Genomic DNA, 25,104 nt, shown 5'->3' on the forward strand with positions numbered 1-25,104 from the left:
CTTAAAGCGCCGTTCCGGGTTCCCTCGCGCCGTCGTCGCCGGCGCTACGCGCCGGCTGCCAGAGGGACCTTCGGTCCCTCGCGGTTCGCGCCCTTAAAAGGGCGCGAACCGGGGCGCGCCACCGCGGTGTTCATTTATAAGTGGTCGTCGCAGCCGCTCACAGTCCGTTTAAATACGATCTCGTCGCTATCGATCTGATTTACTCACTCCCAATATCACTCAGTGACGGGTCCGTGTTCAGCACGCGATCCGGTGCTCATCAGCTGTGGTAGGTCTCAACGGAGTCGAACTCTCCTACCCGGATCGGTCGTCGGGGTCGGGTTCACCACCTGAGCCGTCCCGACCGGGTTCGATCGGGATCCGCACCGTCACCAGCGTCCCCCGCGGATCGCGGTCGACGTACTCGACGTCGGCACCGAGCGCATCGGCACCCCACTCGACGACCCACATCCCGAGTCCGGAGCCGTGTTCCAGCGCCGTCTCCCGACCCGACTCGATCGCGTTGACCTCGTGGTCCGGGATCCCCGGCCCGTCGTCCGCAACGGTGAAGACGAATCGTTCGCCGGCGTCGTCGACGGCGGCGTCACCCGCGTCTCCATCGTCGACGCCCTCCCAACGGAGTGAGACGTAGACCCACGAACCGCCGTCCTCGCGCTCGGTCCCCTCGCCGTCGTGGTGTTCGAGCGCGTTCTCGACGGTGTTCTCGACGACCGCGCGGAGGGCGTCGCTTCTGAGTTCGGCGGTCCAGTCGGTGTCGCCCGCGTCCGCGGTCGCTTCCTCGTCGCCGACGATCGAGAGCTCGACCGTCGTGTCGGGGTCGCGCTCACGAGCGTCGGCGACGACCGACTGGACGAGTTCGTCGACCGCGACCGGCTCTGGGTCGGCGTCGGAAAGCAGCGTCTCGACGGTGCCGGCCTTCTCGCCGAGCGCGGCGAGCGCGCCCGCCCGCCGGTCTATCGCGTCCGCCATCCGGAGCAGCTCGGGGTCGTCGAGCCGCTCGACGAGCAGCTCGCCGTAGCCGGCCACGACTCCCGCGTCGTTGCGGAGGTTGTGTCGCAGGATCCGGTTGAGCACCTCCAGCTGCTGTCGGCGACGCTCGCGCTCCGTGACGTCGGAGAGGACGACGGTGTAGCCGACGTGCGTGCCGTTGGGATCGGTCAGCGGCGAGGTCGCGACCGCGTACGTGCGGCGGCGACCGCCAGTCCCGACGGTGAGCTCGTCGGTTCCGTCCGCGCTCTCGTCGTCGGCCGCGACCGTCACGTCGAGAAACGCGTCGAGCGGTCGATCCCGGGCGGTCGCAGCGTCGACGCCCAACAGCGACTCGGCCGCGGGGTTGAGCCGGACCACGCGTTCGTCGAGCGCCAGCGCGACCACGGGATCGGTCAGGTCGTCGATAGCGGTTCGCTCCGCGGCGCGGCTGGTCGTGGGGTTCCGGTCAAACATCTCCGCACGGTTGAACGCGTACGCGTCGAGCAACACGTGCGGAACGAACATCAGGGGCGCGAGCTGGAGCTGCGGGACGGGCCCGAGTTCGAGCGTCCATGCGACGAGCGCCAGTCCCGGGGGGAGCGAGCTCAACGCGACCGCGGCGCTCTCGCGACGGTAGAGGGGGCCGTAGCTCAACAGGGTGTCGACGAGCAGGAACACCGCGCTGGCGACGAGCACGGTCTCGACGGCGACGACGAAGTACGCCCACGGACCGAGCGCGTACGAAACGGTCGACACGCCGAAGACGGGGTCGAGCCCGAATCCGGTCCAGAACGCGCCGTGTATCGGGTTCGTGACGAGGACGGCCGTCGAGAGGACGCCGAAGCCGACGATCGTCGCGAAGATGCGGCTTCGGACGACATCGCTGCGGCCGGTGTACTCCAGCGCGAAGCCGACGAACGCGATCCCCGTCCAGACGATCCCGAGCCACATCGTCGTTTCGAGAACGACGCGGAGAGTCGGATCCGTGACGAGCAGGCCGATCCCGTAGGAGAGACACCAGACGATCTGTGCGACAAACACCCCGAGAAACCAGTTCACGCCCGGACGGCCGCGGTGTTCACGGATCGCCCACGCGAGCCCGATCGCCCCCACGCCGCCGGCAATGGAGCCGACGGCGGGCCACGCGGGGACGATGTCGGAAACCATTCGTCGATACCGAGGGGGACGGGCGGCCTAAAGGTGTCGTGCCGCGTCGTGTGCGTCAGACGTGCCGCTCGATGACGCCCTTCGCGGCCCGCCCCTTCTCCTTCCACCCGTAGCCCTCGTCGTACACGTGGCGTTTCGACTCGACGAGCTCCTCGGGAGAAGACTCCTCGAAGCCACCGCGGTCCCACGCGCCGGAGCTTTGGAGCCAGTCGACGACGTTCTCCTTCGTCTCCGGCCACGAGAGCCCGACCATCTCGTACCACGCGACCATCGCGAAGACGGCGTTGTCGTGACAACCGGGCACCGAACCGTGCTCGTAGACGGTTCGCATCGGCTCGCGGGTCGGCTCCGAGACGCGTTCCTTGAACTCGGCGGCGGTGAGCAGCCTGAGCAGGTCATCGTCGCGAACGACGCGCTGCTCGCGTTCGAGCGTTCCCAGCGCGGCCTTGTGGAGCCCGCTCCACTCGTCGGCGACCGCCTCCCGCAGGGCGGGCTCGGTCAGTCCGTCCGCCTCGGCCGTGAGCACGGCGAGGAGGTCGGTGTACGCCTTCTCGATGGTCGGCCAGCTCACGCCCTCGAACTCGCAGTCGGCGTCGTGGAGACTGTTGGTCGTCCGACAGCCGGGACACGGGTAACGGAACGTCGGCACTACGCGCTACTGTGCGGCCGTCGGAGTTAGGCGTTTCGCGACGCGTCGACGGAAGCTCTCACGGTCGGTTCCGAGCCTTCCGAAACGTTTACTCGCCGCCCGGACTCGAACTCATACGATATGACGAAAGTCAGCGTCATCGGCGCGGCAGGAACCGTCGGAGCCGCGGCCGGCTACAACCTCGCACTGCGCGACGTGGTCGACGAGCTCGTCTTCGTCGACATCCCGGACCAGCGGGAGACGACCATCGGACAGGCTGCCGACACGAACCACGGTGTCGCCTACGATTCGAACACGACCGTTCGGCAGGGCGAGTACGCGGACACCGCCGGCTCGGACGTCGTCGTCATTACGGCCGGTATCCCGCGCAAGGAGGGTCAGACGCGGATCGATCTCGCCGGCGACAACGCGCCGATCATGGAGGACATCGGGTCGTCGCTGGCGGAGCACAACGACGACTTCGTTACCGTCACCACCTCGAACCCGGTGGATCTCCTCAACCGTCACCTGTACGAGGCGGGCGACCGCGACCGTCACCAGGTCGTCGGCTTCGGCGGCCGACTCGATTCTGCACGCTTCCGTTACGTGCTCTCCGAGCGCTTCGACGCGCCGGTCAAGAACGTCGAGGCGACGATCCTCGGCGAACACGGCGACGCGCAGGCACCCGTCTTCTCGAAGGTGCGTGTGAACGGTCGTGACCCCGCGTTCGACGCCGACGAGCGCGAGGAGATCCTCGGTGACCTCCAGGAGTCGGCGATGGACGTGATCAGCCGCAAGGGCGCGACCCAGTGGGGGCCCGCCACCGGTGTCGCGCACACGGTCGAGGCCATCCTGAACGACACCGGCGAGGTGCTTCCCTGTTCGGTCGTCCTTGACGGCGAGTACGGCTACGAGGACACCGCTCTCGGCGTGCCCGCGAAGCTCGGATCGGACGGTGTCGAGGAGGTCGTCGAGTGGGACCTCGATGGATACGAGTCCGACTTGCTCGACGAGGCCGCCGAGAAGCTCTCCGAGCAGTACGCGACGATCGAGTAGAGGCGGTTTCGACTCGAACGTCGACGCCCGGATCCGGCCGAACTGCCCTCGTTTTTTATCCCCTGCCTCGGTAGCCGGATCCATGAGTGCCTTCGACCGACTCGGCTACGGAACGTACAAACTGGAGGACCCCGAGGAGTGTGCCTCAGGCGTCGCACACGCCATCGAGACCGGCTATCGCCACATCGATACCGCACAGGGCTACGACAACGAGACCGATGTCGCTCGGGGGATCGATCGATCCGAACGCAACCGTGAGGAGCTGTTCGTCGCGACGAAGCTCTCGACGGACAATCTCTCGTACGACGACGCGGTCGCGACCGCTAAAGAGAGCCGCGAGCGGCTCGGCGTCGACTCGATCGACCTCCTGTACGTCCACTGGCCGATCAACACCTACGATCCGGACGAGACGCTCCCCGCGCTCGATCATCTCGTCGACGAGGGCGTCATCAACCGTGTCGGTCTCTCGAACTTCCAGCCGGACCAGTTGGCAGAGGCGACCGACCGGCTCGACGCCGACGTGTTCGCTCATCAGGTCGAGTGTCACCCGCTGTGTCAACAGGACGAACTCCGGGAACTCGCCCGCGAGAACGACCACTGGCTGGTCGCGTACTCGCCGATTGCGCGCAACCGGGTCGCCGACGTTGATGTGCTTCAGGAGATCGCTGCGAAACACGAGACGACGGCCGCAGCCGTGAGCCTCGCGTGGCTGCTCTCGAAGGAGCGCGTCGCACCGATCCCGAAGGCCGCCTCACACGACCACGTCGAGGCCAACTGGGCCGCACGCGAGTTGACGCTCGACGCCGACGACATCGACCGGATCGACGCGCTCGACCGCGAGGAACGAGTCGTCGACTTCGAGGAGGCCCCGTGGAATCAGAGTTGAGCCGGGGCTTGACGGGAGCGGTGAACACTGGAAGCTAGAGCGAATCGGTTCGAATCGGGCCCATGTACGGACGTGATTCGAACGCCGTTCTCGGCGAGTACTGGTCTCTACGGGGTATTATATACAGCTATATATGACTCGTATAAACGTTTATCCTCGAACGTTCGCGTGATACAGTTGTAATGTCAGACGACACACGGCGGGAACTTCTCAAGAGTACGGCAGCGTGTATGTGTTGTGGCGCGACGCTCGGACTTGCCGGCTGTCTGGAGGAGGAAGGGGAAGCGGAGGACCCAGCTGACGATACAGGTAGTGACGATGCGGGTGGCGACGCCGGTGATAACTACGACTTCGCGGAGTTCGATCCGCTCGATGCGGACACGTGGTATCCACAGCTCACCTCGACGTATCTCGACCACGGTTTCGAAACCGGATCGATCGACGAGCTCGACCTATTCGAGGAGCGTTCCGAGCCCCATTACGGGAACCCGCCGGAACCGATCCCTGACGATGAGGACGAGTGGCTCGACCCCGACATCATCGACTTCTCTATGGTCCCGACGGAGGACCCGGCGATCTACGAGGAGACGATGCAGCCGCTCATGGACAACATCGAGGCCGAGACCGGTAGAGATGTCGAGTACGTTGGCCTCGACAACTACGCCGCACAGGTCGAGGCAATGCGCGCTGAACGACTTCACGTTGCCGGATTCGCGACCGGAAACACGCCGTTCGCGGTGAACAACGCCGGCGCGCGGCCGTTCGGTATTCAGGTCGGTGAGGAGTCGTTCGGCTACCGTCTGTGGGTCATCACACACGTCGATAACGACCACATCAACGAACTCGACGACCTCGCTGGAGCGGACGTCGTTCACACGGACCCCTCGTCGAACTCCGGACATTTGGCACCCAACGCGGCGTTCACCGATCTCGGGGTCGAGCCCGGCGAGGACTACGAGATCGAGTTCTCCGGGGGACACGACAACAGTGCGAACGCGATCTTCCAGCAGGACGCCGAGGTCGGTCCGATCTGCTCGACGTGTTACGCCCGTGCCCAGGAGCAGGACAACATCGATACGACACAAATCAAGTCGGTGTGGGCGAGCGCTCCGTTCCCGACGACGGCGTTCTGTACGCGATACAACCTCCATCCCGATCTTCAGGAAGGCATCCGGAACGCGTTCCTCGAGTACGACTACCAGGACACCGACATCGCGGACGAGTTCGAGGGTCGCGGTACGTGGACTGAGATCGATTACAACACCCACTGGCACGACATCCTCGTGAACCACGAGGTCAACGGCGTCGAGTACGAAGAGGGCCTCTAAGCGATACATGCTGTCGGTCGAGAACCTGGAGAAGACGTATTCGTCGGGCGACGAGGCGTTGAAGGGCGTGTCGATGGAGGTGAGCGGAAACGAGGTCGTGGCCATCATCGGCCCTTCAGGTGCGGGCAAGTCGACGTTCATCCGGTGTATCAATCAGCTAACGGAGCCGACGAGCGGCAGCATCGAACTCGATGGCGTCGATCTCACCGGCCTCTCCGACGGTGAACTCCGCGATCAGCGGCGGAACATGGGGATGATCTTCCAAGAGTACGGGTTGGTTGAGCGACTCTCCGTGATGGAAAACGTACTCGCGGGGCGGTTGGGCTACCTCTCGGCATGGAACGCGTTCCGTCGTGATTTCCCGGAGGAGGACGTCCGTCATGCGCGGGCAACGTTGGATCGAGTCGGACTCGGTGGACACGACGACAACCGGGCTGACGAGCTCTCGGGCGGACAGCGACAACGGGTGGGGATCGCACGCGCCGTCGTCCAGCGACCGAAGATCCTTCTCGTCGACGAGCCGACGTCGAGCCTCGATCCCGAGACCTCCCGTGCCGTGATGCAGCTGCTCACGGAGATCGCCGCGGACGAGGACATCCCGGTCCTCATCAACATCCACGAGGTCGAACTCGCGCTCGAATACGCTGATCGGGTCGTCGGACTCGCCGACGGGAGGCTCGTTTTCGAGGGATCACCGTCGGATCTCGACGAGAACGCCCGCGACACGATATATCGAGCCACAGCCGAAAGCTCCTCAGATCCGGACGGGGACGCGGAAGGCTCCAATGGAACCGATCCACGGATGATCACGGAAAGTAGATGAGTGCGACATCGGACGACCGGTACGCCGAGTACGACGGACAGTGGAAGCGGCCGACCGTGTTTCGAAGCCACACGGTCAAGTACGCCGTGTATGCCGTCGTATTGCTCTTTGTAGCCTGGAACGTCTGGGCGGTTCGGCTCCCGCTCGATCGGATCGTACAGGGGTTCGGTTCCGCCGGCGTACTCGTCGGGAACATGTTTCCGCCCGACTTCGGCGTCTCGATCGTCGTTCGGACGACCGAGTTCGGCGTACCGGTACCGGTCGGGACGAACGTGAGCGACGGTGCCGTGCGGCTCTGGGACGGAATGGTCGAGACGATTGCGATGTCTATCGTGGCGACCGTCGTCGGCGTCATCATCAGCATCCCGATCGCGGTAATGGCGGCGGAAAACTTGGTTCCGAAACCGGTGTATATCATTGGACGGACGATCGTCTCCGTTTCCCGTGCGCTTCACGAGTTGGTCGTTGGCATTATCGTCGTCGTCGGGTTCGGCTTCGGCGCACTTGCGGGCGTCGTCGCCCTCGTTTGGGCGACCCCAGGGTTTCTCGCGAAGCTGATCGCCGAGGACTTAGAGGACATCGATCCGGCACAGATAGACGCCATCCGGTCAACCGGTGCGTCACCGCTTCAAGTCATGCTGTTCGGGGTCGCCCCGCAAGTCATGCCGCGGCTAATCGGGCTCACGATCTACCGCTGGGATATCAACGTTCGCGCGGCGACGATCCTCGGGGTGGTCGGTGCCGGCGGGATCGGAAACGTCCTCGTGCGCTCGTTCGACCGATACGACTACCAGTATAGCCTCGCGATCATTCTCGCGATCATTGCGGTCGTGCTCGTCGGTGAAGCCGTAAGCGCGATCGCCCGACGGAGGGTCCAGTAATGGCGACCGACATCGCAACACGAAGCGGCGACTGGGAACGATTCGATCGTCGAAAGAAGCTACTTCGCTACTTCGGCTTGCTTGGGACCCTGATCGTGACGCTTGCCTCGTGGCAGGCACTCGGCGTCCGGTACACGTATCTGGAGACGGCACCGGAAATGACGTTCAACCTGTTCCAGCGGATGTATCCGCCGGACACTGCGTACGCGCCGGAGATCGTCGCTCCGATGATCGCGACCGTTAACATCGCCGTTGTCGGTACGATGGTCGCGATTCTGATGGCGATCCCCGTCGCGTATTTGGGTGCGCGGAACACGACCCCCAACCGGTACACCTATTCGCTCGGGAAGTTCCTGATCGTCGCGTCTCGGTCCGTCCACGTCATCATCTGGGCGCTGATATTCGTTATCTTGTTTGGAACGGGAACGCTTGCCGGGATCCTCTCGGTCGCGTTCCGTTCGATCGGATTCCTCGCAAAGTTGCTCTCCGAGGAGATCGAGGAGATCGACGAAACCGCACTGGAAGCCATACAGGCGACCGGTGCTGGTCGTCTGGAGACGATGATGTACGGGGTCGTTCCGCAGGTCAAGCCGGCGTTCATTGGCATCTCCGTCTATCGCTGGGATATCAACGTCCGCGAGGCAACGATCATCGGGTTCGTGGGAGCAGGGGGGATCGGTATGGAGCTACAAACCCGGATCAATTTCTTCGATTGGAACGGTGTATTGACCATTCTGATCGCCATTCTCCTCGTCGTGATGTTCAGCGAACTGTTCTCCGCGTACGTACGCAAGAAAGTCCGCTGATCGGTAGCCGTCTGTTAAATAATGAATAGGAATCGCTGAGTACGCTGCTGTGAGGATTGATCCTGTTCTGTGTCGGATTCACGCACCGTATCCGATATACGGGCATCACCGGTGCCGTACGGATTCGAGCGATCCAGAGGATGAAGCGTTCCGAGCGATACCACTCTATACGGCTCCGGAGCACCTCGTGCGCCACCGATCCCGAACGTTCCCCTCATAGTCGACTTCTTATCGGTCGGAAGCGGGGAATGGACCATGAGCCAAGACGAACCCGGGAACTCGTGGTGGCGTCCGATGATCGCCGTGACTCCCGACGCGGACGACGTGCTCCCGTGGATCCGAACGCTCGCCGTCGCCTCCGGCGTGTTGGCACTCCTCGTGTTGCTGTTCGCGCTGGAGCTCGTCGGCCGGCTCTGAGACCGGAGGCCGAATAAATAGAACCGCTCAGTACCGCTGACGCGCTTCACCGACGCGTGCTGAGACGGTTCCGTCGCTCTCGACGACGACGATCAGGCTGATGTCATCGGATCCCCAGCCGAGGTCGGGATGACGATCGACGATCTCGGCGTTCGAAAGCGAGAGATCCGGGTCGCCCTCACCGTCAGTCACGCTACCGCCATCGTCGTCTCTATTATCGTCGTCTCCACCACCGTCGTCCGCTCTTGTCGATGCGTCCACCCGCCGTGCCGTGACCCCGTACGGTGCCGGATACGACACCGAGCGCCCACGGAGCGTCGCCGTGTGGCCGGTCTCGCCCGCGGGCGCGAGCGTCGGCTCGTGGGTCGTCGCCGCGGTCCCGTCCGACTCGTCGACGACCCTGACGACGAGCTCGACGGGCTCATCCGACTCGTTCACGGCCCGGAGCGGGCGGAACCGGACGTGCGTCCGCGTCGTGTACGCGTTCCATGCGACACCGCCGCCGACCGCGGCGACGAGGCCGCCGATCGACCCCGCGATCAGGGTGCGTCTGCTCGTGGAGGGCATAGTCGTGGGTTCGGCGACGATGAATATAAATACCGTCGGCGAGCCGTACCGTCCCGAAACTGGTCGGTCGTGAGCGTTGGAACCCCCTCCGCCGGGCCGCAGCACCCGAATTTCACTTTCGCTTTCGGGCTCGGGTATAAAAGGCGTCGGCACGACGGTCCGGACATGAGCCAGTCCACGTTCGACGACGACGACCTGTTCGGCGAGGCGGCCGAGGAGACCCGCGCCGAGGTCGAGGATCATCTCACGGCCGCACGCGACGCCCTCCCGGACCCCGACGACGTCTGGACCACCGACGCCGACAACGTGCTCGGTGCCCTCAACGGGCTGAAGTCGGCACTCGACGCGGGCGACGCGATCGATCACGTCCGCTCGGCGAAGAAGGCGTACGTGCTCGGTGAGCGTGCCGACGCCTTCGAGGACGCCGAGGACCTCGAAGCGGAAATAACGGAGCTGGAGTCGCTCGTCGGGGACATCGAGTCGGCCGCCGAGGAGGTCGCCTCGCTCACGAGCACCGTCCCCGCGATCCGCGGCGCGCTTCAGGACGCCGCGAGCGACGAGGAGTGATCGGAGCGGTGGTTCGGTGACCGGGAAGGGCCTTCCGTACCGGCGTCAGTCGATATCGCGCTCCACTACCGCCGCCGCGAGCGTCGCGAGCGCGTCGCTCGCGCGGTCGAGCAGCTCCCGACCCCGTGCCGCGTCGCCCGCGCTCGGGTCGCCGACGACGCCGTTGTCCGTGAACTCGTGGGAGTCGTGCGCGAGGTTCACGCCCGACACCCACTCGCCCCAGCGGTCGGCTCCGCCGTCGCGGGCGGCCGCGATACGGTCCTCGCGGACGAGTTCGGGGTTCGTCGCGCGCAACAGTGCCGTCTCCAGCGGTCCCGCGTGTCCCATGTCGCTCGCGTGCTCGCCGACGGACTCGAACCACGTGAAGGCGACGGCGTAGCCGTCGTGTGTATCGTCACGCGAGAAGCGTCGGGCGACCTCCGCCAGCGCCTCCACGTTGCCACCGTGGCCGTTCACGAACACGACGCGGTCGACGCCGTGGGCGGGAAACGACGCGGCGGCCTCCCGGACGTAGGACCTGAACGTATCCGGACTCACCCACATCGTCCCGTCGAACCGCCGGTGTTCCTCCGCAACACCGACCGGGATCGGCGGGCCGACGAGCGCCTCTCCGCAGTCGCCGTCCTCGGCGTCGGGGTCGGCGGCCTCACTAGCGTCGTCCGCCACCACCGATCCGTACTCCTCCGCCGCCGCCTCCGCCACGGCGACCGCGTTCAGCGTGTCCGTGCCGAGCGGGGCGTGGGGGCCGTGCCCCTCGGTACTGCCGACGGGGAGGTACGCGACGTCGACGTCGGCGTTCCGCACGTCGGTCCAAGTGGCGTCCGCGAGTCGCATATCCTCTCTGCGAGGCCCGGGGTTCTATACTCGGCGGTCGCTCCGGGGAACGACTCCGCGGGTCCTAGCACCCGGAGAGTTAATTCGCTACGCGTCGATGACGGAGGTATGACCGACGAGAACGACCCGGCCAGCGCGTACGGCGTGGAGTTCGGCCCGTTGAAGCCGGCGCTTCGGGAGCACACGTATCCAGTAACGAGATCCGAACTGATAGAACAGTACGGTGGCTTCGAACTCGACCACGCCGACGGGAGCGACCATCTGGAAGCCGTACTACGAAACGCCGACACGCCGACGTTTCGCGAACCGAGACAGGTTCGCGATGCGATCCTCGCCGAACTCGATCCCGACGCGCTGGCGGCGCGTTCCGACTCCGAAACGGAGGAGTCCGACGAGCCGGGCGACTGGAGTCCAACCTCCGTCTGAGCAAAAACGCCCATCCGAGGAAAAACGCCCGTCCGAGGAAAACGCGGACGACCGAGTGCGCGCGCTAGTCGTCGTCGCTCTCGGCGTCCTCTAACACTCGCGCGGTCCGTTCCTGTGCGCGGTCGATGAACTCCTGTGGGAGTTCGTCGATCTCGCCCGCTTGGACGCCCCAGAGGTGTGCGTACAGTCCGTTGTTCTCCAACAGTTCGTCGTGGGTGCCGCGCTCGACGACCTCGCCACCCTCCAACACGAGGATGGTGTCGGCGTCCTTGATCGTCGAGAGGCGGTGGGCGATGGCGAACGTCGTCCGGTTCTCGGTGAGCTCGTCGAGCGAGCGCTGGATCAACATCTCCGTCTCCGTGTCCACGTCGGAGGTCGCCTCGTCGAGGATCAGGATGTCCGGGTCCTTCAACACGGCGCGGGCAATAGTGACCCGCTGTCGCTGGCCGCCGGAGAGTTTTACGCCGCGCTCGCCGACCATCGTGTCGTAGCCGTCAGGGAGGTTCTGTATGAAGTCGTGCGCCTCGGCGGCCTTCGCGGCCTCGACGACCTCCTCATCCGTCGCATCGAACGTCCCGTACGTGATGTTCTCCTTGACCGTCCCGTAGAACAGGTACGACGACTGCCCGACGTAGCCGAGCGAGCGGCGGAGCGACCGCAACGTGACGTCGCTGACGTTCTGGTCGTCGATCCGGATCGATCCCTCGTCGACGTCGTACATCCGAAGGAGCAGCTTGAGCACCGTCGACTTCCCGGCTCCGGTCGGTCCCACGAGCGCGAGCGTGTCGCCGCCCTCGACCGTGAAGTCGACGTTCTTGATGATCTCCTCGTCGTCGTAGCCGAACGTCACGTCGTCGTACACGACCTCACCGTCGTCGACGACGAGCTCGGTGGCGTCGGGGTTCTGTTCGAGCTTCGAGGGTTCGTCCATCAACCCGAAGATCCGCGCGGAGGAGGCGCGGGCGCGCTGGTACATGTTGATGATCTGTCCGAACTGCGCCATGGGCCAGATGAACCGCTGCGTGTAGAGGATGAAGACGACGAACATCCCGACCGACAGCTCGCCCGTGAACGGCCCCGGCGGAGCGTCCTGAAACACCCAGAGTCCGCCGATGATGAACGTGATCACGAAGCCGATGCCGGCGAGCACCCGGAGCGCGGGGAAGAACTTGATCCGCGTCTCGATGGCGTCCCAGTTGGCGTCGAAGTAATCCATCGAGACGTCGTCGACGCGGTCGGACTCGTACTCCTCGGTATGTGACGACTTGATCACCTGAATGCCGCCGAGGTTGTTCTCCAGCCGGGAGTTCATCTTCCCGACCGTCGAGCGCACCTCCGCGTACTTCGGCTGGATGATCTTGATGAAGACGTACGTGAAGCCGGCGATGACGGGAACCGGCAGGAGCGCGACCAGGGCAAGTTGCCAGTTGATCCAAAAGAGGAGCACGCCGATCCCGACGACCATCACGGACATCCGGAACAGCGAGTTCATCCCGTCGTTGAGGAACCGTTCGAGGCGGTTCACGTCGTTCGAGAGGATGGACATCATCTCGCCGGTCTGTTTGTCCGAGAAGAAGTTCATGTTGAGCCGCTGCATCTGGTCGTAGGTGTCGGACCGGATGTCGTGTTGGATGTTCTGTGCGAACGCGTTGAACCCCCAATTGCGGACCCAGTGGAACGCCGCGCCGAAGAAGAACGCGCCGGCGATGGCGGCGATGAGGAACCAGAACTGCTCGGTCTGTGTCGCCGGCAGCCACGCCTCCGGGAGGAGCACGAGGGGGATCTGTTCGCTGAACACGGCGTCCTCGCGGAACACCGCATCGATAGCGATACCGAGCATGAGGGGCGGGAGGAGATCGAGGAGGCGAGCGAAGATGCTCGCCAGAATTCCGACGGTGACGGGGAACGCGTAGTCGCGCCCGTACACGAGGAACAGTCGCTTCATCGGGTTCTCTATCTTGTCCCGCTGCTCCTCGAACGGGTCGTCCTTCTCCCAATCTACGCTACTCATTACCGTTCACACGGATGAGGTGCCGAAAGTATGTTTCCCTCGAACCGAAATGCGTCGGCACGCCTTGCCGGAGCCGTCTCATATATCCCGTTTCTCGACGGACGGATCAACGTTCGCGGCCGAGAGGTCCCGCCTGATCCGCTTCCGAAGGGGGTCCGGGACGCTCGCGCGCGGGACCGGGTGGGCCGTTTCCGCCCTCGCGTCAGTCGAGTTCGGTGCGTCGGTCGTGGAGGTCGTGTCGGGCGAGTCGGTCGCGTCGCTCGCACCGAGGCCGTTCGGGACGGTCCAGTAGAGGACCGCGTCGACTTCGGCGTAGTACTCCACGGCGAACCGATCGTCGCCCCCCTCGTAGTGGACGCGTGCCGCGTCGCCCTCGGCGCGCCAGCCCTCCTGACGGACGAGCGCGGCGATCGAATCGTACATGATCGTCGTGGGAGCGGCGGACACATGTGAGTGTCGGCGACGAGTCGTCGCCGTCGAGTCCAGCGGATCGCTGCCGAATCGCCGGCGGATCGCGTCAGTCCTCCCGGATCCGCTCAACCGCGTCCGCATCGGGCTCTACCGACTCCGCATCGGGCTCGACTCGTCTCCTCGCCTCGTCCGGCGTTTCGGTCTCCAGTAGCGCCTCCAGTTTCCGCTCGAACTCCTCGTCACCGAGGTCACCGCTGGCGTATCGGTCACGGAGGGTGTCGAGCGCGTCGGCGGTCGACTCAGTGTCGGCGTCGGTCGCTACCGGTGTATCGTCGTCGGACTCCCCGAACCCGTCGGGCCAGAGGGTATCGACCACCATCGTGCCCCCGATACCGAGCGCGAAGGCGGTCACCGCCGCACTCCACCACCCGAGCGCGGCGAACACTATCGTCACGGCGAAACAGAGGGCGAACACCGCGTCTTCCGGGTCCTGTCGGACCCCATCGGGGAGCCGGACCATGACCGATCGTCCCGCACGGGATGTATAAAAACCACCGCCACAGCGTGTTTCGTGGGGGTACAGTCACTCGAGAGCGTCGCGGGTCCGGGTCGACGCTGTCATCGACACCGGTTTACAAACGCCGCTCCGAGAGCCGGTCATGTCCCTTCGCGTCACGTTCCTCGGAACGGGCGGTGCCGTTCCGACCACCGAGCGCGCGCCGAGCGCCCTGTTCGTCAACCGCGAGGGCGACCGCCTCCTGTTCGACTGCGGCGAGGGAACCCAGCGCGGGATGATGCGGTACGGAACCGGGTTCGGGATCGACCACCTGTTCGTCTCGCATCTCCACGGCGACCACGTCCTCGGGATCCCCGGACTCGTCCAGACGCTCGGGTTCAACGACCGCGAGGAGCCCCTGACGATCCACTGTCCGCCGGGGACCCGTGAGGACCTCCACGACCTCGTCCACGCGGTCGGCCACGACCCGACGTTTCGGGTCCGTATCGAGACGGTCGCTCCAGGAGAGACCGCGCTGGCGGCCGACGACTACGAGATCCGGGCGTTCGAGACGACACACCGAACCCAGTCACAGGGATACGTCCTCACCGAGGACGACCGCCCCGGGCGGTTCGATCGGCCGAAAGCCGAGTCGCTTGGCGTTCCCGTTGGACCAAAATTCGGACGGCTCCACTCGGGTGAGGCGGTCGAGGCGACGGACGGAACCATCGTCGAGCCGGAGCAGGTGGTCGGCCCCTCACGGCCGGGACGAAAGCTGGTGTACACCGCGGACACGCGCCCGCGTGAGCGGACCGTCGAGGTGGCTGCGAACGCGGATCTGCTCGTTCACGACGCGACGTTCGCCGACGACATGGCCGACCGCGCCCGCGACACCGCCCACTCGACCGGCCGGGAGGCGGGAGGGATCGCCGCCCGTGCGGACGCGAAGCGGTTGGCGCTGATCCACGTCTCCTCGCGGTACGCCGGCGACGCTTCTCCGATCCTACGCGACGCGAGGGACGCGTTCGACGGCACGTGCCTCCTCCCCGACGACGGCGACCGAATCGAGGTGCCGTTCCCCGACGCCGAGGAGTGACCGACCCATCTCCCGGGAGTGATCTCGGGAGTGAGTGTATCGGATCGACCGCAACGAGATCGCATTTAAAAGGTCTGTGAGCGGTAGCGACAACCCCTTATAAACGAGGGATGCGGTGGGCGCGCGCGAGAAACGCGCGCGAGGTCGCCGGCGCTCCGCGCCGGCTGCCAGAGAATCTTCGATTCTCGCTGGAGTCAGGGGCGGTCGCCGAGCGGTTCCGGCGACCGCCCCTGACGAGGCTGGGGAGGTCTGAGGCGCGGTGCCGGGTGGGCCTCACGGCTGGGGCTTTGGAGGTGCGCTCTTGTGTAGCACATTGTTGATTTCAGAGAGTAGCTTTGATGGCGTGTTTGAGCGCTTCTCGTCCGGGTTTGCGGTAGAGTTCTCGTCTGAGTTGGAACGCTCGGAGATATTGTGTGAGGCGATCTTTTGAGATGCCTCGATGCGGCGAGAGCCACCGTCGCGCCAGCGACGCGTGGCTCTCGCAGGTGTTCACGTGGACCGTCTCGTCGGCGTACTCACCGTCTCCGTGAACGACGTATTCGCGGTCGAATTGGTCGTCTTCTTCAAGAGGATCGTACGCGCAAAATCCGTCGGTATAGACGGTGAGAGGCTCCTGCTGGCGGTCAGCCAGCAGGAGCCGAATCGTCGATTCGTCTGCGGATTTCGCCGGCACAACGTACCGTTGCTCAGTGCCACGATCCACGAAGACGAACACGGGCGGTTTGTCTTGCTCATACGTTCCGCGCCCGCGTCGAGAGAGACCGCGAGAGCGCGACCAGCGGTCGCGCTCGCGGCCTTTCAAGCCGGCAGAGACGTAAAACTCGTCAATTTCGACTGGTCCGACGAGCTCGAGTGACGGCGCGTCGAGCGCTTCGGAGAAGCGCTCGACACGCCTGTGGATCGTTTTGTAGGTGACTTTGATTTCACACTGTAACTGCCTGAGACTCGTGTTAAACCGCAAAAACGCGTAGATCGAAAACAGCCACTTGCGGAGCGCGATCTTCGAATGAGCGAAGATCGTGCCGGTTTTATCGTTGAACGTGCGGCCGCAATCCTTACAGAGATACCGCTGAAAGTGCCCGTAGCTGCCGTTTCTGACTGTTCGGTCAGAACGGCAGTGAGGACAGGAAACGCCGTCACGCCAGCGAACCTGCTGTAACAGGTCCGCTGCGACCGATTCCGACCCAAACACATCTAGCGGAATCATCCGTGTCGGACACCGCTGACGCGGTGTCCTTGTCCTCTTCGACTCGATAGCGACAGCTCAACAGTATCAACAATCTCCTACAGAAGAGCGTTGGAGGTGTTCAACACAGAGTCATCTACTTATAAGCGAACGGCTGGGGCTTTGCAGGTGTTCACCGTCGATCCGCAGTTAATCACCTATAAACGAGCGGCTGGAACGTTTGACCAGTTTCTCGCAGAGTCATCCACTTATGAACTGCCGCCAGTAACACCGCTCGATCACTTATAAACAACTACCCCAACGAATTGCGAGACGTGTTCGTCCGATTAGCGTAGTCGGAGACGACGCCTCCGAGCAGTCCATCACGATCGAATCACCGGATTTTCTCCGATAGAAGGGCTGTAGCGGGGGTTTTTCAGTGTGGACTCCCAACCGATCGTGATAGCTGATGTCCACCCCACAGACCGCTGACGGCGACGCTGCCGAATCGCCCTCGGACATGACCCTCCGGGCGCGGTTCGACCGGGTCGACCGCGAGATCGCTCGGCAGATGGACCGGCTCGGGATCCCGACGCTCCGGGTCGCGCTCGGCATCGTCTTCATTTGGTTCGGCGGGCTGAAGGTGATCGGGGGGAGCCCCGCCGCCGAACTCGTCGCCTCGACGGTGTACGTCGTCCCGGCGGAGCTTTTCGTTCCGATTCTCGGCGTTTGGGAGGTTCTCATCGGGTTGTGTCTGCTCTACCGGCCGCTCATTCGGGTGGGGATACTGCTGTTGTTCCTCCAGATGCCCGGGACGTTCCTCCCGATCGTCCTCCTGCCCGAGCAGGTCTTCTTCACCTTCCCGCACGAGTTGACCGTCGAAGGGCAGTACATCATCAAGAACCTCGTAATCATCGGAGCCGCACTCGTCGTCGGCGGGACGGTCAGGGGCGGCAACGAGGACGCGCCCGACGAGACGGAGCCGACCGTCTCCGAGCGGGACTCGGGCGACGCCGCCGACGACACGGACCCCGACGACACGGACCCCGACGCCGCCAACGACACCGGGTCGGCGGCGACGGAAGCGCCGGCCGAACCCGAGAGCCCGACCGGATACGGACCCGACTCCGGGAAACCTTGATACGTCGCGGCGTCAACCGCTCGCGTATGTCCGACGACTGTATCTTCTGTTCGATCGTCGCCGGCGACATCCCGGCACGGACCGTCCACGAGACCGACGACGTGCTCGCGTTCCTCGACGCGAACCCCCTCGCGCCCGGCCACACGCTCGTGATACCGAAAGCCCACGCCCGACACGTGGGCGATCTCGACGACGATCTCGCGAGCGACCTGTTCGCGGCCGTGACCGATCTGACGCCACGCGTTCAGGACGCCGTCGACGCCGACGCGGCAAACGTCGGGATCAACGACGGCGAGGCGGCCGGTCAGGAGGTTCCACACGTCCACGTCCACGTCATCCCGCGGTTCGAGGGCGACGGCGGCGCACCCCTCCACGCGGTCGGCGGGGAGCGTCCCGACCTCTCCGACGAGGAGTTGGACGCGATCGCCGCGGATATCGCGGGATAGCCCAGCGCAGTCTCGTTCAACAGAGTTAACCACGAAACCGCGAGTAGCGGAGCGTATGCAGGCAACGACGCTCGCGCTGGTCGGAGCGACCGGTGGCGCGGGGACGACGCGAACCGCGGTCGAGCTGGCGGCGGTCGGCGCGCGCGGCGGCCACGACGTGGCCGTGATCGACGCCGCGTTCACGACACAGGGGCTCTCGGAGTACGTGCGCGGTCGGATCGGAACCGACCTCACGAGCCTCGTCACCGACGACGCCGGCGCGTCGCTGTCGGCCGCGACGTACTCGATCGCGATCGACGAGCCTGACGATGGAGGGGACGCCGAACCGACGAACGCCGAGACCGCGGACGCCGAGCCGACGAGCGAACTTCCCGGACGTGCCGATGTCGTGCCCGCGAGAGCCCCGTTCGAGCGGGTCGCGCGCTCGAAGACCGCCGAGGCGGCACGAAAGCTGGAACGCCGGATCGACGAGGCGGCGACCGGCTACGACGCCGTGATCATCGACGCCGCACCGGTCGGGTCGAACGAGGCGGTCGCGGCGGTCACGACGGCCGACCGGGTCGCCGCGATTCGGCCGGCGACGCCCCACGGCCGGGACGCACTCCAGCGCCTCCGTGGCCGCGTCGCCGACGTGGGAGCGAGCGTCGACGCAACGATCGCGGTCCGGCGCGGAACCGACGCGGAGGCGGACGACGCCTCAACGGCCACGGACCTCTCGGTCCCACTGACTGACCCGACGATAGCGAGCGCGCCGACCGCCGCGGACGGTTCCGACGAGTACGTCCGGTCGGTCGTCGACGCCTACACCCGCCTGTTCGACACCGCGCTCGACATCGAGTTCGAGGACGACGGACTGCTCGAACGACTCCGGAACTAAGCGCGGAACGGTCTCAACCGGACACGTCACTAGCGGAAAGGGGGATCCCGCTACCGGAGGCCCTCGGGTGCGTCCAGCGCGTCACCGAGCGGATCGTCGCTCCCGAGATCGCCCCCGAGCGGCGATGAACCGGCTATTCCCGCCTCAACGACGGTCGCGACCTCGGGGAGCGGATCGTGCGTTTCGACGTACGTCGCGAGCGCGAAGTCGTTCTCGTCGCCGCCCGCCAGAGCGACCGCCTCGCTGCGGGCCATCCGACCGTCGAGCCAGTCACGGACGACCCCGCGACGCGTGGGTGCGAGGGGACAGACGCCGGAGACGCCGCATCGATGGAGCGTCTTTGCGGCGGTCATCGGCGTCACGCCCGCCTCGTCGGCCGCATCGGCGACGCTTCGACCCGCGGTGTACGCGTCGACCAGCGTCGCCGTCGCCGCAGCCGTACACGGGAGGTCCGCCTCGTGTGCGCGCAGCCGATCCACGAGCGGCGTGTCCGTGTCGTCCGCGACGGCGACGCCCCGATCCTGCTGGCTCGCCGTCACCTCCAGCCCCTCCGCGATCTCCGACAGCGTCATGAGTGCCGATGGCGGGCAGCGAATGATAAAACCACCGTACTGCGGCGAGATGAGCTACCGTTCACCGACCAATAACCGGTCGGTGCGAGCGCGACGATCGGGGCGATCACCCCCCGATCCACCGGGGTTTAAGTAAGGGATCGGGCCCGAGATACACGTGTGATGAGTCAGGCACGTTCGACCCGCGTCAGTTCGCACCGCTCCGGAAACGCTCGCGCCGACGAGACAACCGACGCCGCCGACGAGACGGAGACGATGGACGAGGCCGACCGGTGTCCGGAGTGCTCGGGGCGAACCCGGATCGAGAGCGCCGAGCGCGTCTGTACGGACTGCGGACTGGTCGTCGACGCGGACCTGATCGACCACGGCCCCGAGTGGCGCTCGTTCGACGACGACGACACGAATCCGAAACGCACGGGCGCGCCGCTGACGCGCTCGCGGCACGACCGCGGCCTCTCGACCGAGATCGGTCAGTCGACCCGCGTAAAGGGGCGCAAGCGTCGGCGGCTCTCCCGGATGCGCACCCAGCACAACCGAGCGCAGATCTCCACGAAGCGCGACCGCAACAAGGTGTACGCCTACACCGAGATCCGCCGGCTCACCGGGGCCTTGGAGCTCCCGAACAACATCCGCGACACCGCCTGTACGCTGTTCGACTCCGCGCAGTCCGAGAGCCTGCTCCGTGGTCGGTCGCTCGAAGGGTTTGCGTGTGCCTGCGTGTACGTCGCCTGCCGCACGGCCGACGTCGCCCGCACCGTCGGCGAGGTCTGTGCCGAGGCGAAGGCGACAGAGGACGAACACCAAGCCGCCTTCGACGCGATGAACCGCGAGCTCGGTCTCCCGATCGGTCCGGCCTCGCCCGCGGAGTACCTCCCGCGGTTCGCCTCCGAACTCGACTGCGAGCAGGGCGTCGAGCAGCGCGCACGCGAACTCGTCGACCGCGCCGTCGAGGAGGGGATCGCCAACGGTCGGAACCCAGTCGGCGTCGCCGCCGCTTGCCTGTACACCGCGGCGCGTCAGTGTAGCGCCGACGTAACCCAGCAGGAGGCGGCCGATGTCGCCGACGTGACGCCCGTCACGATCCGCCGAACCTACGTCGATCTGACCGACGGCGAGTGAGACGCGACGACGAGTACTGAAGGACGACGACTGCGAACACTCGTTGCTTCGACGGTTCCATTGAGCCCGTACCGAGTGAGCCGTCCGTCTCGTGTCGAGGGCGAACGATCGGTGAGCAATGTCGGGAGTGAGTCTCCCAAACCGGCAGCGGCGTGATCGTATTTAAAAGGAACGTGAGCGGCTGCGACGAGCGTTTATAAATAAACGATGCGGTGGCGTGCGCCTCCGAGCGCCCTTTTAAGGGCGCGAGTAGGGAGAGACCGAAGGTCTCTCTGACAGCCGGCGGCAACGCCGCCGGCGAGAGCACGCGCGAGGTCGCCGGCGCTCCGCGCCGGCTGCCAGAGAATCTTCGATTCTCGCTGGAGTCAGGGGCGGTCGCCGGACTACGTCTGGCTGTCCGAGGCGCGGAGCGCCTCGCTGCCGTGCGGGCGGCGTAGGCGTTCACGAGAGCAGCGTGGCGCGGAGCGCCACGGGCAGCCGGCGGCTCCGCCGCCGGCGACACCGCAATGAGGAAGCTTGCGACCGAGTGAGGCGCGTGGTTCGAGAGAGCGGAGCTCTCTCGTCATCGCCGGAAGTCTTTGACTTCCGGCTAGCAGCCAGAATCCAGCGGATTCTGGCGACATTGCCAGAAATCTCCGATTTCTGGCTAGCAGTCAGAACGCGGAGCGTTCTGACGACATCCCGAAAATCTTCGATTTTCGGACGACAACGAGCGTACGCCGCCCGCACGGCTGGGGCTTTGGAGGTCTTCGCCGTCGATTAGTAGTCAACTGCTTATAAACGAGTGGCTAGAGCTTTTGAGTAGTTCCTCATAACCTCGTCCAGTTATAAATCGCCGCCAGCAACACACTATTCCACTTATAAACAACTACTCCACCGCATTGCGAGACCTACTCCCGTAGTTATTCGACGGACTCGGAGAGTTCGTGGCGCAGTTACGGAATGTTTTTATATCGGAGATTGGTTATATTCTCATAATGACCGCGGAGGCTCGTCTCGGCGCCGCACTCTTCCGAGGCCGACGAGCCCCGCGACCGCGACGAGGCGTCCGACCGCCGCGACCGGATTCCGGCGCGGCGCGACGACCGGCCCCTTCGGGCCACTAACTTCACTTCCCTCGTCGCGTTCGCGCCGTTTCGTTCCGTAGAGCTACTGCCGTGTCCTCCGCGAGCACCGTCTCTACGATTTTGTTACAATATCTAAAGCGACGAATTTAAGTCTATACACCGGGTCTTCCCCAGTAATGACAAGCGTTGCACTCGCGTTCAGCGGCGGACTCGACACCACGGTCTGCGTCCCGCTGTTAAAAGAGGAGTACGGCTACGACGAGGTCATCGGCGTCAACGTCGACGTCGGGCAGCCGACCGAGGAGTTCGACGAGGCCGAGGAGACCGCCGAGGCGCTGGGACTGGACATTCACGTCGTCGACGCGAAAGCGGAGTTCGCAGAGCTGTGTTACGACGCGGTGAAAGCCAACGCGACGTATCAGGGCTACCCGCTCGGGACCGCCCTCGCGCGCCCCGTCATCGCCGAGGCGATCCTCGGCGTCGCCGAGGAGCAGGGCTGTGACGCCATCGCACACGGCTGCACGGGGAAGGGGAACGACCAGCTCCGGTTCGAGGCCGTCTGGCGCGGCTCCGATCTCGAAGTCATTGCCCCGGTCCGCGAGCTCGGCCTCACCCGCGAGTGGGAGATCGAGTACGCGGCCGAGAAGGATCTGCCCGTCGAGGCCGGCGACGGCGGCGTCTGGTCCATCGACGAGAACATCTGGTCACGCGCGGTCGAGGGCGGCAAGTTGGAGAATCCCGACTACGAGCCGCCGGAGGACATCTACGAGTGGACTGCCGAGCCGGAGGGTGAGACCACTATCGAAGTCGAGTTCGAGGAGGGCGTTCCCGTCGCCGTCGACGGCGAGGAGATGGATCCCGTCCCGCTGATCCAGCATCTCAACGAGTACGCTGGCGGCTACGGGATCGGCCGTACCGACGTAATGGAAGACCGCATGCTCGGCCTGAAGGTGCGTGAGAACTACGAACACCCGGCCGCGACGGTCCTCCTCACCGCACACCAGGCGCTCGAAGACCTCGTCCTGACCAAGAACGAGCGCTCATTCAAGAAGGGAATCGAGCAGGAGTGGTCCGAAAAGGCGTATCAAGGGCTCGTCTTCGCACCCGTCGTCGACGCGCTGGACGCGTTCGTCGACGAGACGCAGGACGTGGTGACCGGCACGGCGACCGTGAAGGTCTCCGGCGGCAACTGCCGCGTCGTCGCCCGCGACTCCGAGTACGCCGTCTACTCCGAGGAGATGGCCTCGTTCAACACCGAGGACGTGGCCGGCATCGCCCAGTCGGACGCCACGGGCGTCGCGAAATATCACGGCCTCCAGGAGCGTCTCGCCAACGACGTGAAGAAGGCGGTCTCGAAGCCGGAGCTCGCCACGGACGGAAGCGGTGAGGGCGCTGAGACGACGGACGACACCGACCACAGCTAGATGACCGACGACGATCCCGACACGGCCGTCCGCCGCGACCGGTTCAGCGGCGGCCCCGCCCGCGAGTTCATGTCGAGTCTCGACGCCGACGAACGCATCTTCGCGGCCGACCTCGCGGTCGACCGCGCGCACGTGGTGATGCTCGCGGAGCAGGGGATCGTCGACGACGCGGTCGCAAGTGAGATCCTCGCTGCCCTCGACGACATCGAGACGGCCGGCCACGGCGCGCTTCCCGACGGCGAGGACGTTCACGAGGCGATCGAGACGGCGGTCATCGACCGCGTCGGCCCCGACGGCGGGAAGATGCACACCGCCCGCTCGCGCAACGACGAGGTGGCGACCTGTATCCGGCATCGGCTGCGCGAGGACCTGCTCGCCGCCGCGGAGGCGACGATCACGCTCCGTGAGGCGCTCCTCGAGGTCGCGAGCGAGCACGCGGAGACGGTGATGCCCGGCTACACCCATCTCCAGCCCGCCCAGCCGACGACGGTCGCTCACTTCCTGCTGTCGTACGAGGGGGCGATCGGCCGCGACACGGAGCGCCTGCTCGGCGCGTACGAGCGGACGAATCGGTCGCCGCTCGGCGCGGCGGCGTTCGCGGGGACGCCGTTCGAGGTCGATCGAGACCGCACCGCCGAGCTGCTCGGCTTCGATGGGACCGTCCGGAACTCGATGGACGCCTCGGCGGGACGCGACTTCCTCGCCGAGACGACGGCGGCGCTCGCCACGCACGCGACGACGCTCTCGGGGATCGCCGAGGACCTGATCGTCTACGCGAACAAGGGGTTCGTGGAGCTGTCGGACGACTACTCGTCGACCTCGTCGATCATGCCGCAAAAAAAGAATCCGGACCCGATCGAGCTCGTCCGTGCTACGGCCGGCACCGCGACCGGAGAGCTGACCGGGCTGTTGACGACGCTGAAAGGATTACCACGCGCGTACAACCTCGACTTACAGGAGGCAACGCCACACGCGTGGACCGCGGTCGATTCCGTGAGCGACGCGACAGAAGTCGTCGCGGGCGCGGTCGCAACCGCAGACTGGAACGAGGGGGTGCTCGCGGACGCCGCGGGCGACGGCTTCTCGACGGCGACGGGGGTCGCCGACCTGCTCGCGATGAGCGGGCTACCGTTCCGGACGGCTCACGAGATCGTCGCGGTGGCTGCCGAGACCGTCTCCGACGATGATACTCCGGAGGCGGCCGCCGCAAAAGTTGACGAGGCCACTCGAAACGTGACGGACGAGCCCCTCTCGACGTACGTGAGCCGTGAGGACGTCGAGGAAGCGCTCGCCCCTGCCGCCAGCGTCGCGAGCCGCGACTCCGCCGGGGGACCCGCTCCCGAGGCCGTCGCCGACGAGCTCGCGACCGCCGAGGTCGAGATCGAGGCCGACGACGCGGCGCTGGCCGACGAGCGGGAGTCGCTCGCGGCGGCGGCGGACCTACTGGATGCCGAGGTGAGTTCGTATGCGTGAGCCGACGTGTTCTCTCGGGTGTCGCCCTCGAGTTCGCCGACGACCCGCACCACCGATGGTCGCGGATCGACCGTCGACGGTGCCGCCGTCCCCGTCCGGGGACAGAATTATTACTGAAATCTGACACCGGATTTCACACGCCCGATTTAAAACCGCTCTCCGTCCGTTAGATGGTAGTACAGTTCTTGTAAAGCAGATTATAAGTTCGAAGGGTTTATGCGGGTTCACGGTCGAGTAGGAGACACGATGACGACCGACACCGATCCGGTGCTGGCAGAGGACCCGATCACGGGCGAGGAGATCGAGCTTCCGGCCGACGTCGAGGTCGGCGAGATAATCGACAGTCCGGTCACGGGGACCGAGCTGGAGGTCATCTCGCTGGATCCCGTCGTGTTGGAGGAGGCACCCGAACTCGAGGAGGACTGGGGCGAGTAGATGGTGACAACCGCCA

At 65.3% G+C, this 25,104-nt stretch carries 25 protein-coding genes and 1 pseudogene; 17 read left to right on the top strand and 9 right to left on the bottom strand.

All coding sequences use genetic code 11. From position 1 onward, the window contains the following. Positions 1-294: 294 nt before the first annotated feature. Together J2751_RS12805 and J2751_RS12810 are read right to left on the bottom strand one after the other, a co-directional pair. Entirely contained in the window at positions 295-2,136 is a 1,842-nt protein-coding gene (locus J2751_RS12805) for a histidine kinase N-terminal 7TM domain-containing protein (RefSeq protein WP_209486558.1), read from the bottom strand. Positions 2,137-2,191: 55 nt separating this feature from the next. Then, positions 2,192-2,785 carry a DUF7474 family protein gene (locus J2751_RS12810; RefSeq protein WP_209486560.1) on the bottom strand — a complete coding sequence of 198 codons (594 nt, stop codon included), beginning with the start codon at positions 2,783-2,785 and terminating at the stop codon, positions 2,192-2,194. 120 nt (positions 2,786-2,905) lie between these two features. Between J2751_RS12810 and mdh the strand changes: the two genes are divergently transcribed. The 7 genes from mdh to J2751_RS12845 all read left to right on the top strand — a co-directional run bounded on the left by mdh (position 2,906) and on the right by J2751_RS12845 (position 8,961). Beyond that, entirely contained in the window at positions 2,906-3,820 is a 915-nt protein-coding gene (mdh, locus tag J2751_RS12815) for a malate dehydrogenase (RefSeq protein ID WP_209486562.1), read from the top strand. Between the two features lie 82 nt (positions 3,821-3,902). Further along, complete coding sequence (locus tag J2751_RS12820) at positions 3,903-4,706, top strand: aldo/keto reductase (protein ID WP_209486564.1); 804 nt, start codon at positions 3,903-3,905, stop codon at positions 4,704-4,706. A 182-nt stretch (positions 4,707-4,888) separates the two neighbouring features. Further along, positions 4,889-6,034, top strand: coding sequence for a phosphate/phosphite/phosphonate ABC transporter substrate-binding protein (gene phnD / locus J2751_RS12825; RefSeq protein WP_209486566.1), 1,146 nt, complete (start codon positions 4,889-4,891; stop codon positions 6,032-6,034). Positions 6,035-6,041: 7 nt separating this feature from the next. Then, positions 6,042-6,857: a phosphonate ABC transporter ATP-binding protein gene (gene phnC / locus J2751_RS12830; RefSeq protein WP_209486568.1), complete on the top strand. Its 816-nt coding sequence runs from the start codon at positions 6,042-6,044 to the stop codon at positions 6,855-6,857. Beyond that, a complete protein-coding gene (gene phnE, locus J2751_RS12835; protein WP_209486571.1) occupies positions 6,854-7,738 on the top strand; it encodes a phosphonate ABC transporter, permease protein PhnE in 885 nt (294 codons plus the stop codon). Before phnC ends, phnE (J2751_RS12835) begins: the two co-directional genes overlap by 4 nt. Then, positions 7,738-8,544, top strand: coding sequence for a phosphonate ABC transporter, permease protein PhnE (gene phnE / locus J2751_RS12840; protein WP_209486573.1), 807 nt, complete (start codon positions 7,738-7,740; stop codon positions 8,542-8,544). The genes phnE (J2751_RS12835) and phnE (J2751_RS12840) overlap by 1 nt, the downstream gene beginning before the upstream one ends. A gap of 255 nt (positions 8,545-8,799) precedes the next feature. Beyond that, positions 8,800-8,961 carry a hypothetical protein gene (locus J2751_RS12845; protein WP_209486575.1) on the top strand — a complete coding sequence of 54 codons (162 nt, stop codon included), beginning with the start codon at positions 8,800-8,802 and terminating at the stop codon, positions 8,959-8,961. 27 nt (positions 8,962-8,988) lie between these two features. Here the strand turns inward: J2751_RS12845 and J2751_RS12850 are convergent, their stop codons facing one another. Further along, positions 8,989-9,528, bottom strand: coding sequence for a hypothetical protein (locus tag J2751_RS12850; protein ID WP_209486577.1), 540 nt, complete (start codon positions 9,526-9,528; stop codon positions 8,989-8,991). A gap of 165 nt (positions 9,529-9,693) precedes the next feature. Here J2751_RS12850 and J2751_RS12855 point away from each other — a divergent pair, with 165 nt between their 5' ends. Beyond that, on the top strand, positions 9,694-10,095 hold the full coding sequence (locus J2751_RS12855; RefSeq protein ID WP_209486579.1) for a DUF5790 family protein: 402 nt from the start codon (positions 9,694-9,696) through the stop codon (positions 10,093-10,095). Between the two features lie 45 nt (positions 10,096-10,140). Here J2751_RS12855 and J2751_RS12860 read toward each other — a convergent pair whose 3' ends face one another. Further along, complete coding sequence (locus J2751_RS12860; protein ID WP_209486581.1) at positions 10,141-10,929, bottom strand: creatininase family protein; 789 nt, start codon at positions 10,927-10,929, stop codon at positions 10,141-10,143. Positions 10,930-11,037: 108 nt separating this feature from the next. Between J2751_RS12860 and J2751_RS12865 the strand changes: the two genes are divergently transcribed. Beyond that, on the top strand, positions 11,038-11,355 hold the full coding sequence (locus tag J2751_RS12865) for a DUF5789 family protein (RefSeq protein WP_209486583.1): 318 nt from the start codon (positions 11,038-11,040) through the stop codon (positions 11,353-11,355). A 64-nt stretch (positions 11,356-11,419) separates the two neighbouring features. Here J2751_RS12865 and J2751_RS12870 read toward each other — a convergent pair whose 3' ends face one another. From J2751_RS12870 to J2751_RS12880, 3 genes are all read right to left on the bottom strand, one after another. Beyond that, positions 11,420-13,366, bottom strand: coding sequence for an ABC transporter ATP-binding protein (locus J2751_RS12870; protein WP_209486585.1), 1,947 nt, complete (start codon positions 13,364-13,366; stop codon positions 11,420-11,422). 78 nt (positions 13,367-13,444) lie between these two features. Further along, positions 13,445-13,789, bottom strand: a complete 345-nt coding sequence (locus tag J2751_RS12875; RefSeq protein WP_209486587.1) for a DUF7538 family protein — start codon at positions 13,787-13,789, stop codon at positions 13,445-13,447. A 94-nt stretch (positions 13,790-13,883) separates the two neighbouring features. Then, the gene (locus J2751_RS12880) at positions 13,884-14,297 is read right to left on the bottom strand and encodes an SHOCT domain-containing protein (protein ID WP_209486589.1); all 414 of its coding nucleotides are present in this window, start codon (positions 14,295-14,297) and stop codon (positions 13,884-13,886) included. Between the two features lie 139 nt (positions 14,298-14,436). On the opposite strand from J2751_RS12880, the gene rnz reads away from it, so the two are divergent. Continuing rightward, a complete protein-coding gene (gene rnz, locus J2751_RS12885) occupies positions 14,437-15,369 on the top strand; it encodes a ribonuclease Z (protein WP_209486591.1) in 933 nt (310 codons plus the stop codon). Between the two features lie 322 nt (positions 15,370-15,691). Here the strand turns inward: rnz and J2751_RS12890 are convergent, their stop codons facing one another. After that, complete coding sequence (locus J2751_RS12890; RefSeq protein ID WP_209486593.1) at positions 15,692-16,576, bottom strand: IS1595 family transposase; 885 nt, start codon at positions 16,574-16,576, stop codon at positions 15,692-15,694. A 427-nt stretch (positions 16,577-17,003) separates the two neighbouring features. On the opposite strand from J2751_RS12890, the pseudogene J2751_RS12895 reads away from it, so the two are divergent. The 3 genes and pseudogenes from J2751_RS12895 to J2751_RS12905 form a co-directional block, all read left to right on the top strand. After that, positions 17,004-17,483 (top strand): annotated as a pseudogene (locus J2751_RS12895) (hypothetical protein); the annotation flags it as partial. 218 nt (positions 17,484-17,701) lie between these two features. Next, on the top strand, positions 17,702-18,121 hold the full coding sequence (locus tag J2751_RS12900; protein ID WP_209486595.1) for an HIT family protein: 420 nt from the start codon (positions 17,702-17,704) through the stop codon (positions 18,119-18,121). A gap of 55 nt (positions 18,122-18,176) precedes the next feature. Beyond that, the gene (locus tag J2751_RS12905) at positions 18,177-18,998 is read left to right on the top strand and encodes an AAA family ATPase (RefSeq protein WP_209486596.1); all 822 of its coding nucleotides are present in this window, start codon (positions 18,177-18,179) and stop codon (positions 18,996-18,998) included. Positions 18,999-19,048: 50 nt separating this feature from the next. Here J2751_RS12905 and J2751_RS12910 read toward each other — a convergent pair whose 3' ends face one another. Then, positions 19,049-19,570, bottom strand: a complete 522-nt coding sequence (locus J2751_RS12910) for a DUF7858 family protein (RefSeq protein ID WP_209486597.1) — start codon at positions 19,568-19,570, stop codon at positions 19,049-19,051. A gap of 162 nt (positions 19,571-19,732) precedes the next feature. Between J2751_RS12910 and J2751_RS12915 the strand changes: the two genes are divergently transcribed. The 4 genes from J2751_RS12915 to lysW all read left to right on the top strand — a co-directional run bounded on the left by J2751_RS12915 (position 19,733) and on the right by lysW (position 25,088). Continuing rightward, positions 19,733-20,689 carry a transcription initiation factor IIB gene (locus J2751_RS12915; RefSeq protein ID WP_209486598.1) on the top strand — a complete coding sequence of 319 codons (957 nt, stop codon included), beginning with the start codon at positions 19,733-19,735 and terminating at the stop codon, positions 20,687-20,689. A 1,243-nt stretch (positions 20,690-21,932) separates the two neighbouring features. Further along, a complete protein-coding gene (locus J2751_RS12920) occupies positions 21,933-23,180 on the top strand; it encodes an argininosuccinate synthase (protein ID WP_209486599.1) in 1,248 nt (415 codons plus the stop codon). Further along, positions 23,181-24,653 carry an argininosuccinate lyase gene (gene argH, locus J2751_RS12925; protein WP_209486600.1) on the top strand — a complete coding sequence of 491 codons (1,473 nt, stop codon included), beginning with the start codon at positions 23,181-23,183 and terminating at the stop codon, positions 24,651-24,653. Between the two features lie 246 nt (positions 24,654-24,899). After that, complete coding sequence (gene lysW / locus J2751_RS12930) at positions 24,900-25,088, top strand: lysine biosynthesis protein LysW (RefSeq protein ID WP_209486601.1); 189 nt, start codon at positions 24,900-24,902, stop codon at positions 25,086-25,088. Positions 25,089-25,104 lie beyond the last annotated feature (16 nt).

Origin of the sequence: Halorubrum alkaliphilum (genome assembly GCF_017873815.1) — an archaeon.
GTDB lineage: Archaea > Halobacteriota > Halobacteria > Halobacteriales > Haloferacaceae > Halorubrum > Halorubrum alkaliphilum.

Coding starts and splice junctions, on each gene's coding strand:
- J2751_RS12805 (WP_209486558.1), bottom strand. CDS start 2,136: ATGGTTTCCGACATCGTCCCCGCGTGGCCCGCCGTCGGCTCCATTGCC.
- mdh (WP_209486562.1), top strand. CDS start 2,906: ATGACGAAAGTCAGCGTCATCGGCGCGGCAGGAACCGTCGGAGCCGCG.
- J2751_RS12820 (WP_209486564.1), top strand. CDS start 3,903: ATGAGTGCCTTCGACCGACTCGGCTACGGAACGTACAAACTGGAGGAC.
- phnD (WP_209486566.1), top strand. CDS start 4,889: ATGTCAGACGACACACGGCGGGAACTTCTCAAGAGTACGGCAGCGTGT.
- phnC (WP_209486568.1), top strand. CDS start 6,042: ATGCTGTCGGTCGAGAACCTGGAGAAGACGTATTCGTCGGGCGACGAG.
- phnE (WP_209486571.1), top strand. CDS start 6,854: ATGAGTGCGACATCGGACGACCGGTACGCCGAGTACGACGGACAGTGG.
- phnE (WP_209486573.1), top strand. CDS start 7,738: ATGGCGACCGACATCGCAACACGAAGCGGCGACTGGGAACGATTCGAT.
- J2751_RS12845 (WP_209486575.1), top strand. CDS start 8,800: ATGAGCCAAGACGAACCCGGGAACTCGTGGTGGCGTCCGATGATCGCC.
- J2751_RS12850 (WP_209486577.1), bottom strand. CDS start 9,528: ATGCCCTCCACGAGCAGACGCACCCTGATCGCGGGGTCGATCGGCGGC.
- J2751_RS12855 (WP_209486579.1), top strand. CDS start 9,694: ATGAGCCAGTCCACGTTCGACGACGACGACCTGTTCGGCGAGGCGGCC.
- J2751_RS12860 (WP_209486581.1), bottom strand. CDS start 10,929: ATGCGACTCGCGGACGCCACTTGGACCGACGTGCGGAACGCCGACGTC.
- J2751_RS12865 (WP_209486583.1), top strand. CDS start 11,038: ATGACCGACGAGAACGACCCGGCCAGCGCGTACGGCGTGGAGTTCGGC.
- J2751_RS12870 (WP_209486585.1), bottom strand. CDS start 13,366: ATGAGTAGCGTAGATTGGGAGAAGGACGACCCGTTCGAGGAGCAGCGG.
- J2751_RS12875 (WP_209486587.1), bottom strand. CDS start 13,789: ATGTACGATTCGATCGCCGCGCTCGTCCGTCAGGAGGGCTGGCGCGCC.
- J2751_RS12880 (WP_209486589.1), bottom strand. CDS start 14,297: ATGGTCCGGCTCCCCGATGGGGTCCGACAGGACCCGGAAGACGCGGTG.
- rnz (WP_209486591.1), top strand. CDS start 14,437: ATGTCCCTTCGCGTCACGTTCCTCGGAACGGGCGGTGCCGTTCCGACC.
- J2751_RS12890 (WP_209486593.1), bottom strand. CDS start 16,576: ATGATTCCGCTAGATGTGTTTGGGTCGGAATCGGTCGCAGCGGACCTG.
- J2751_RS12900 (WP_209486595.1), top strand. CDS start 17,702: ATGTCCGACGACTGTATCTTCTGTTCGATCGTCGCCGGCGACATCCCG.
- J2751_RS12905 (WP_209486596.1), top strand. CDS start 18,177: ATGCAGGCAACGACGCTCGCGCTGGTCGGAGCGACCGGTGGCGCGGGG.
- J2751_RS12910 (WP_209486597.1), bottom strand. CDS start 19,570: ATGACGCTGTCGGAGATCGCGGAGGGGCTGGAGGTGACGGCGAGCCAG.
- J2751_RS12915 (WP_209486598.1), top strand. CDS start 19,733: ATGAGTCAGGCACGTTCGACCCGCGTCAGTTCGCACCGCTCCGGAAAC.
- J2751_RS12920 (WP_209486599.1), top strand. CDS start 21,933: ATGACAAGCGTTGCACTCGCGTTCAGCGGCGGACTCGACACCACGGTC.
- argH (WP_209486600.1), top strand. CDS start 23,181: ATGACCGACGACGATCCCGACACGGCCGTCCGCCGCGACCGGTTCAGC.
- lysW (WP_209486601.1), top strand. CDS start 24,900: ATGACGACCGACACCGATCCGGTGCTGGCAGAGGACCCGATCACGGGC.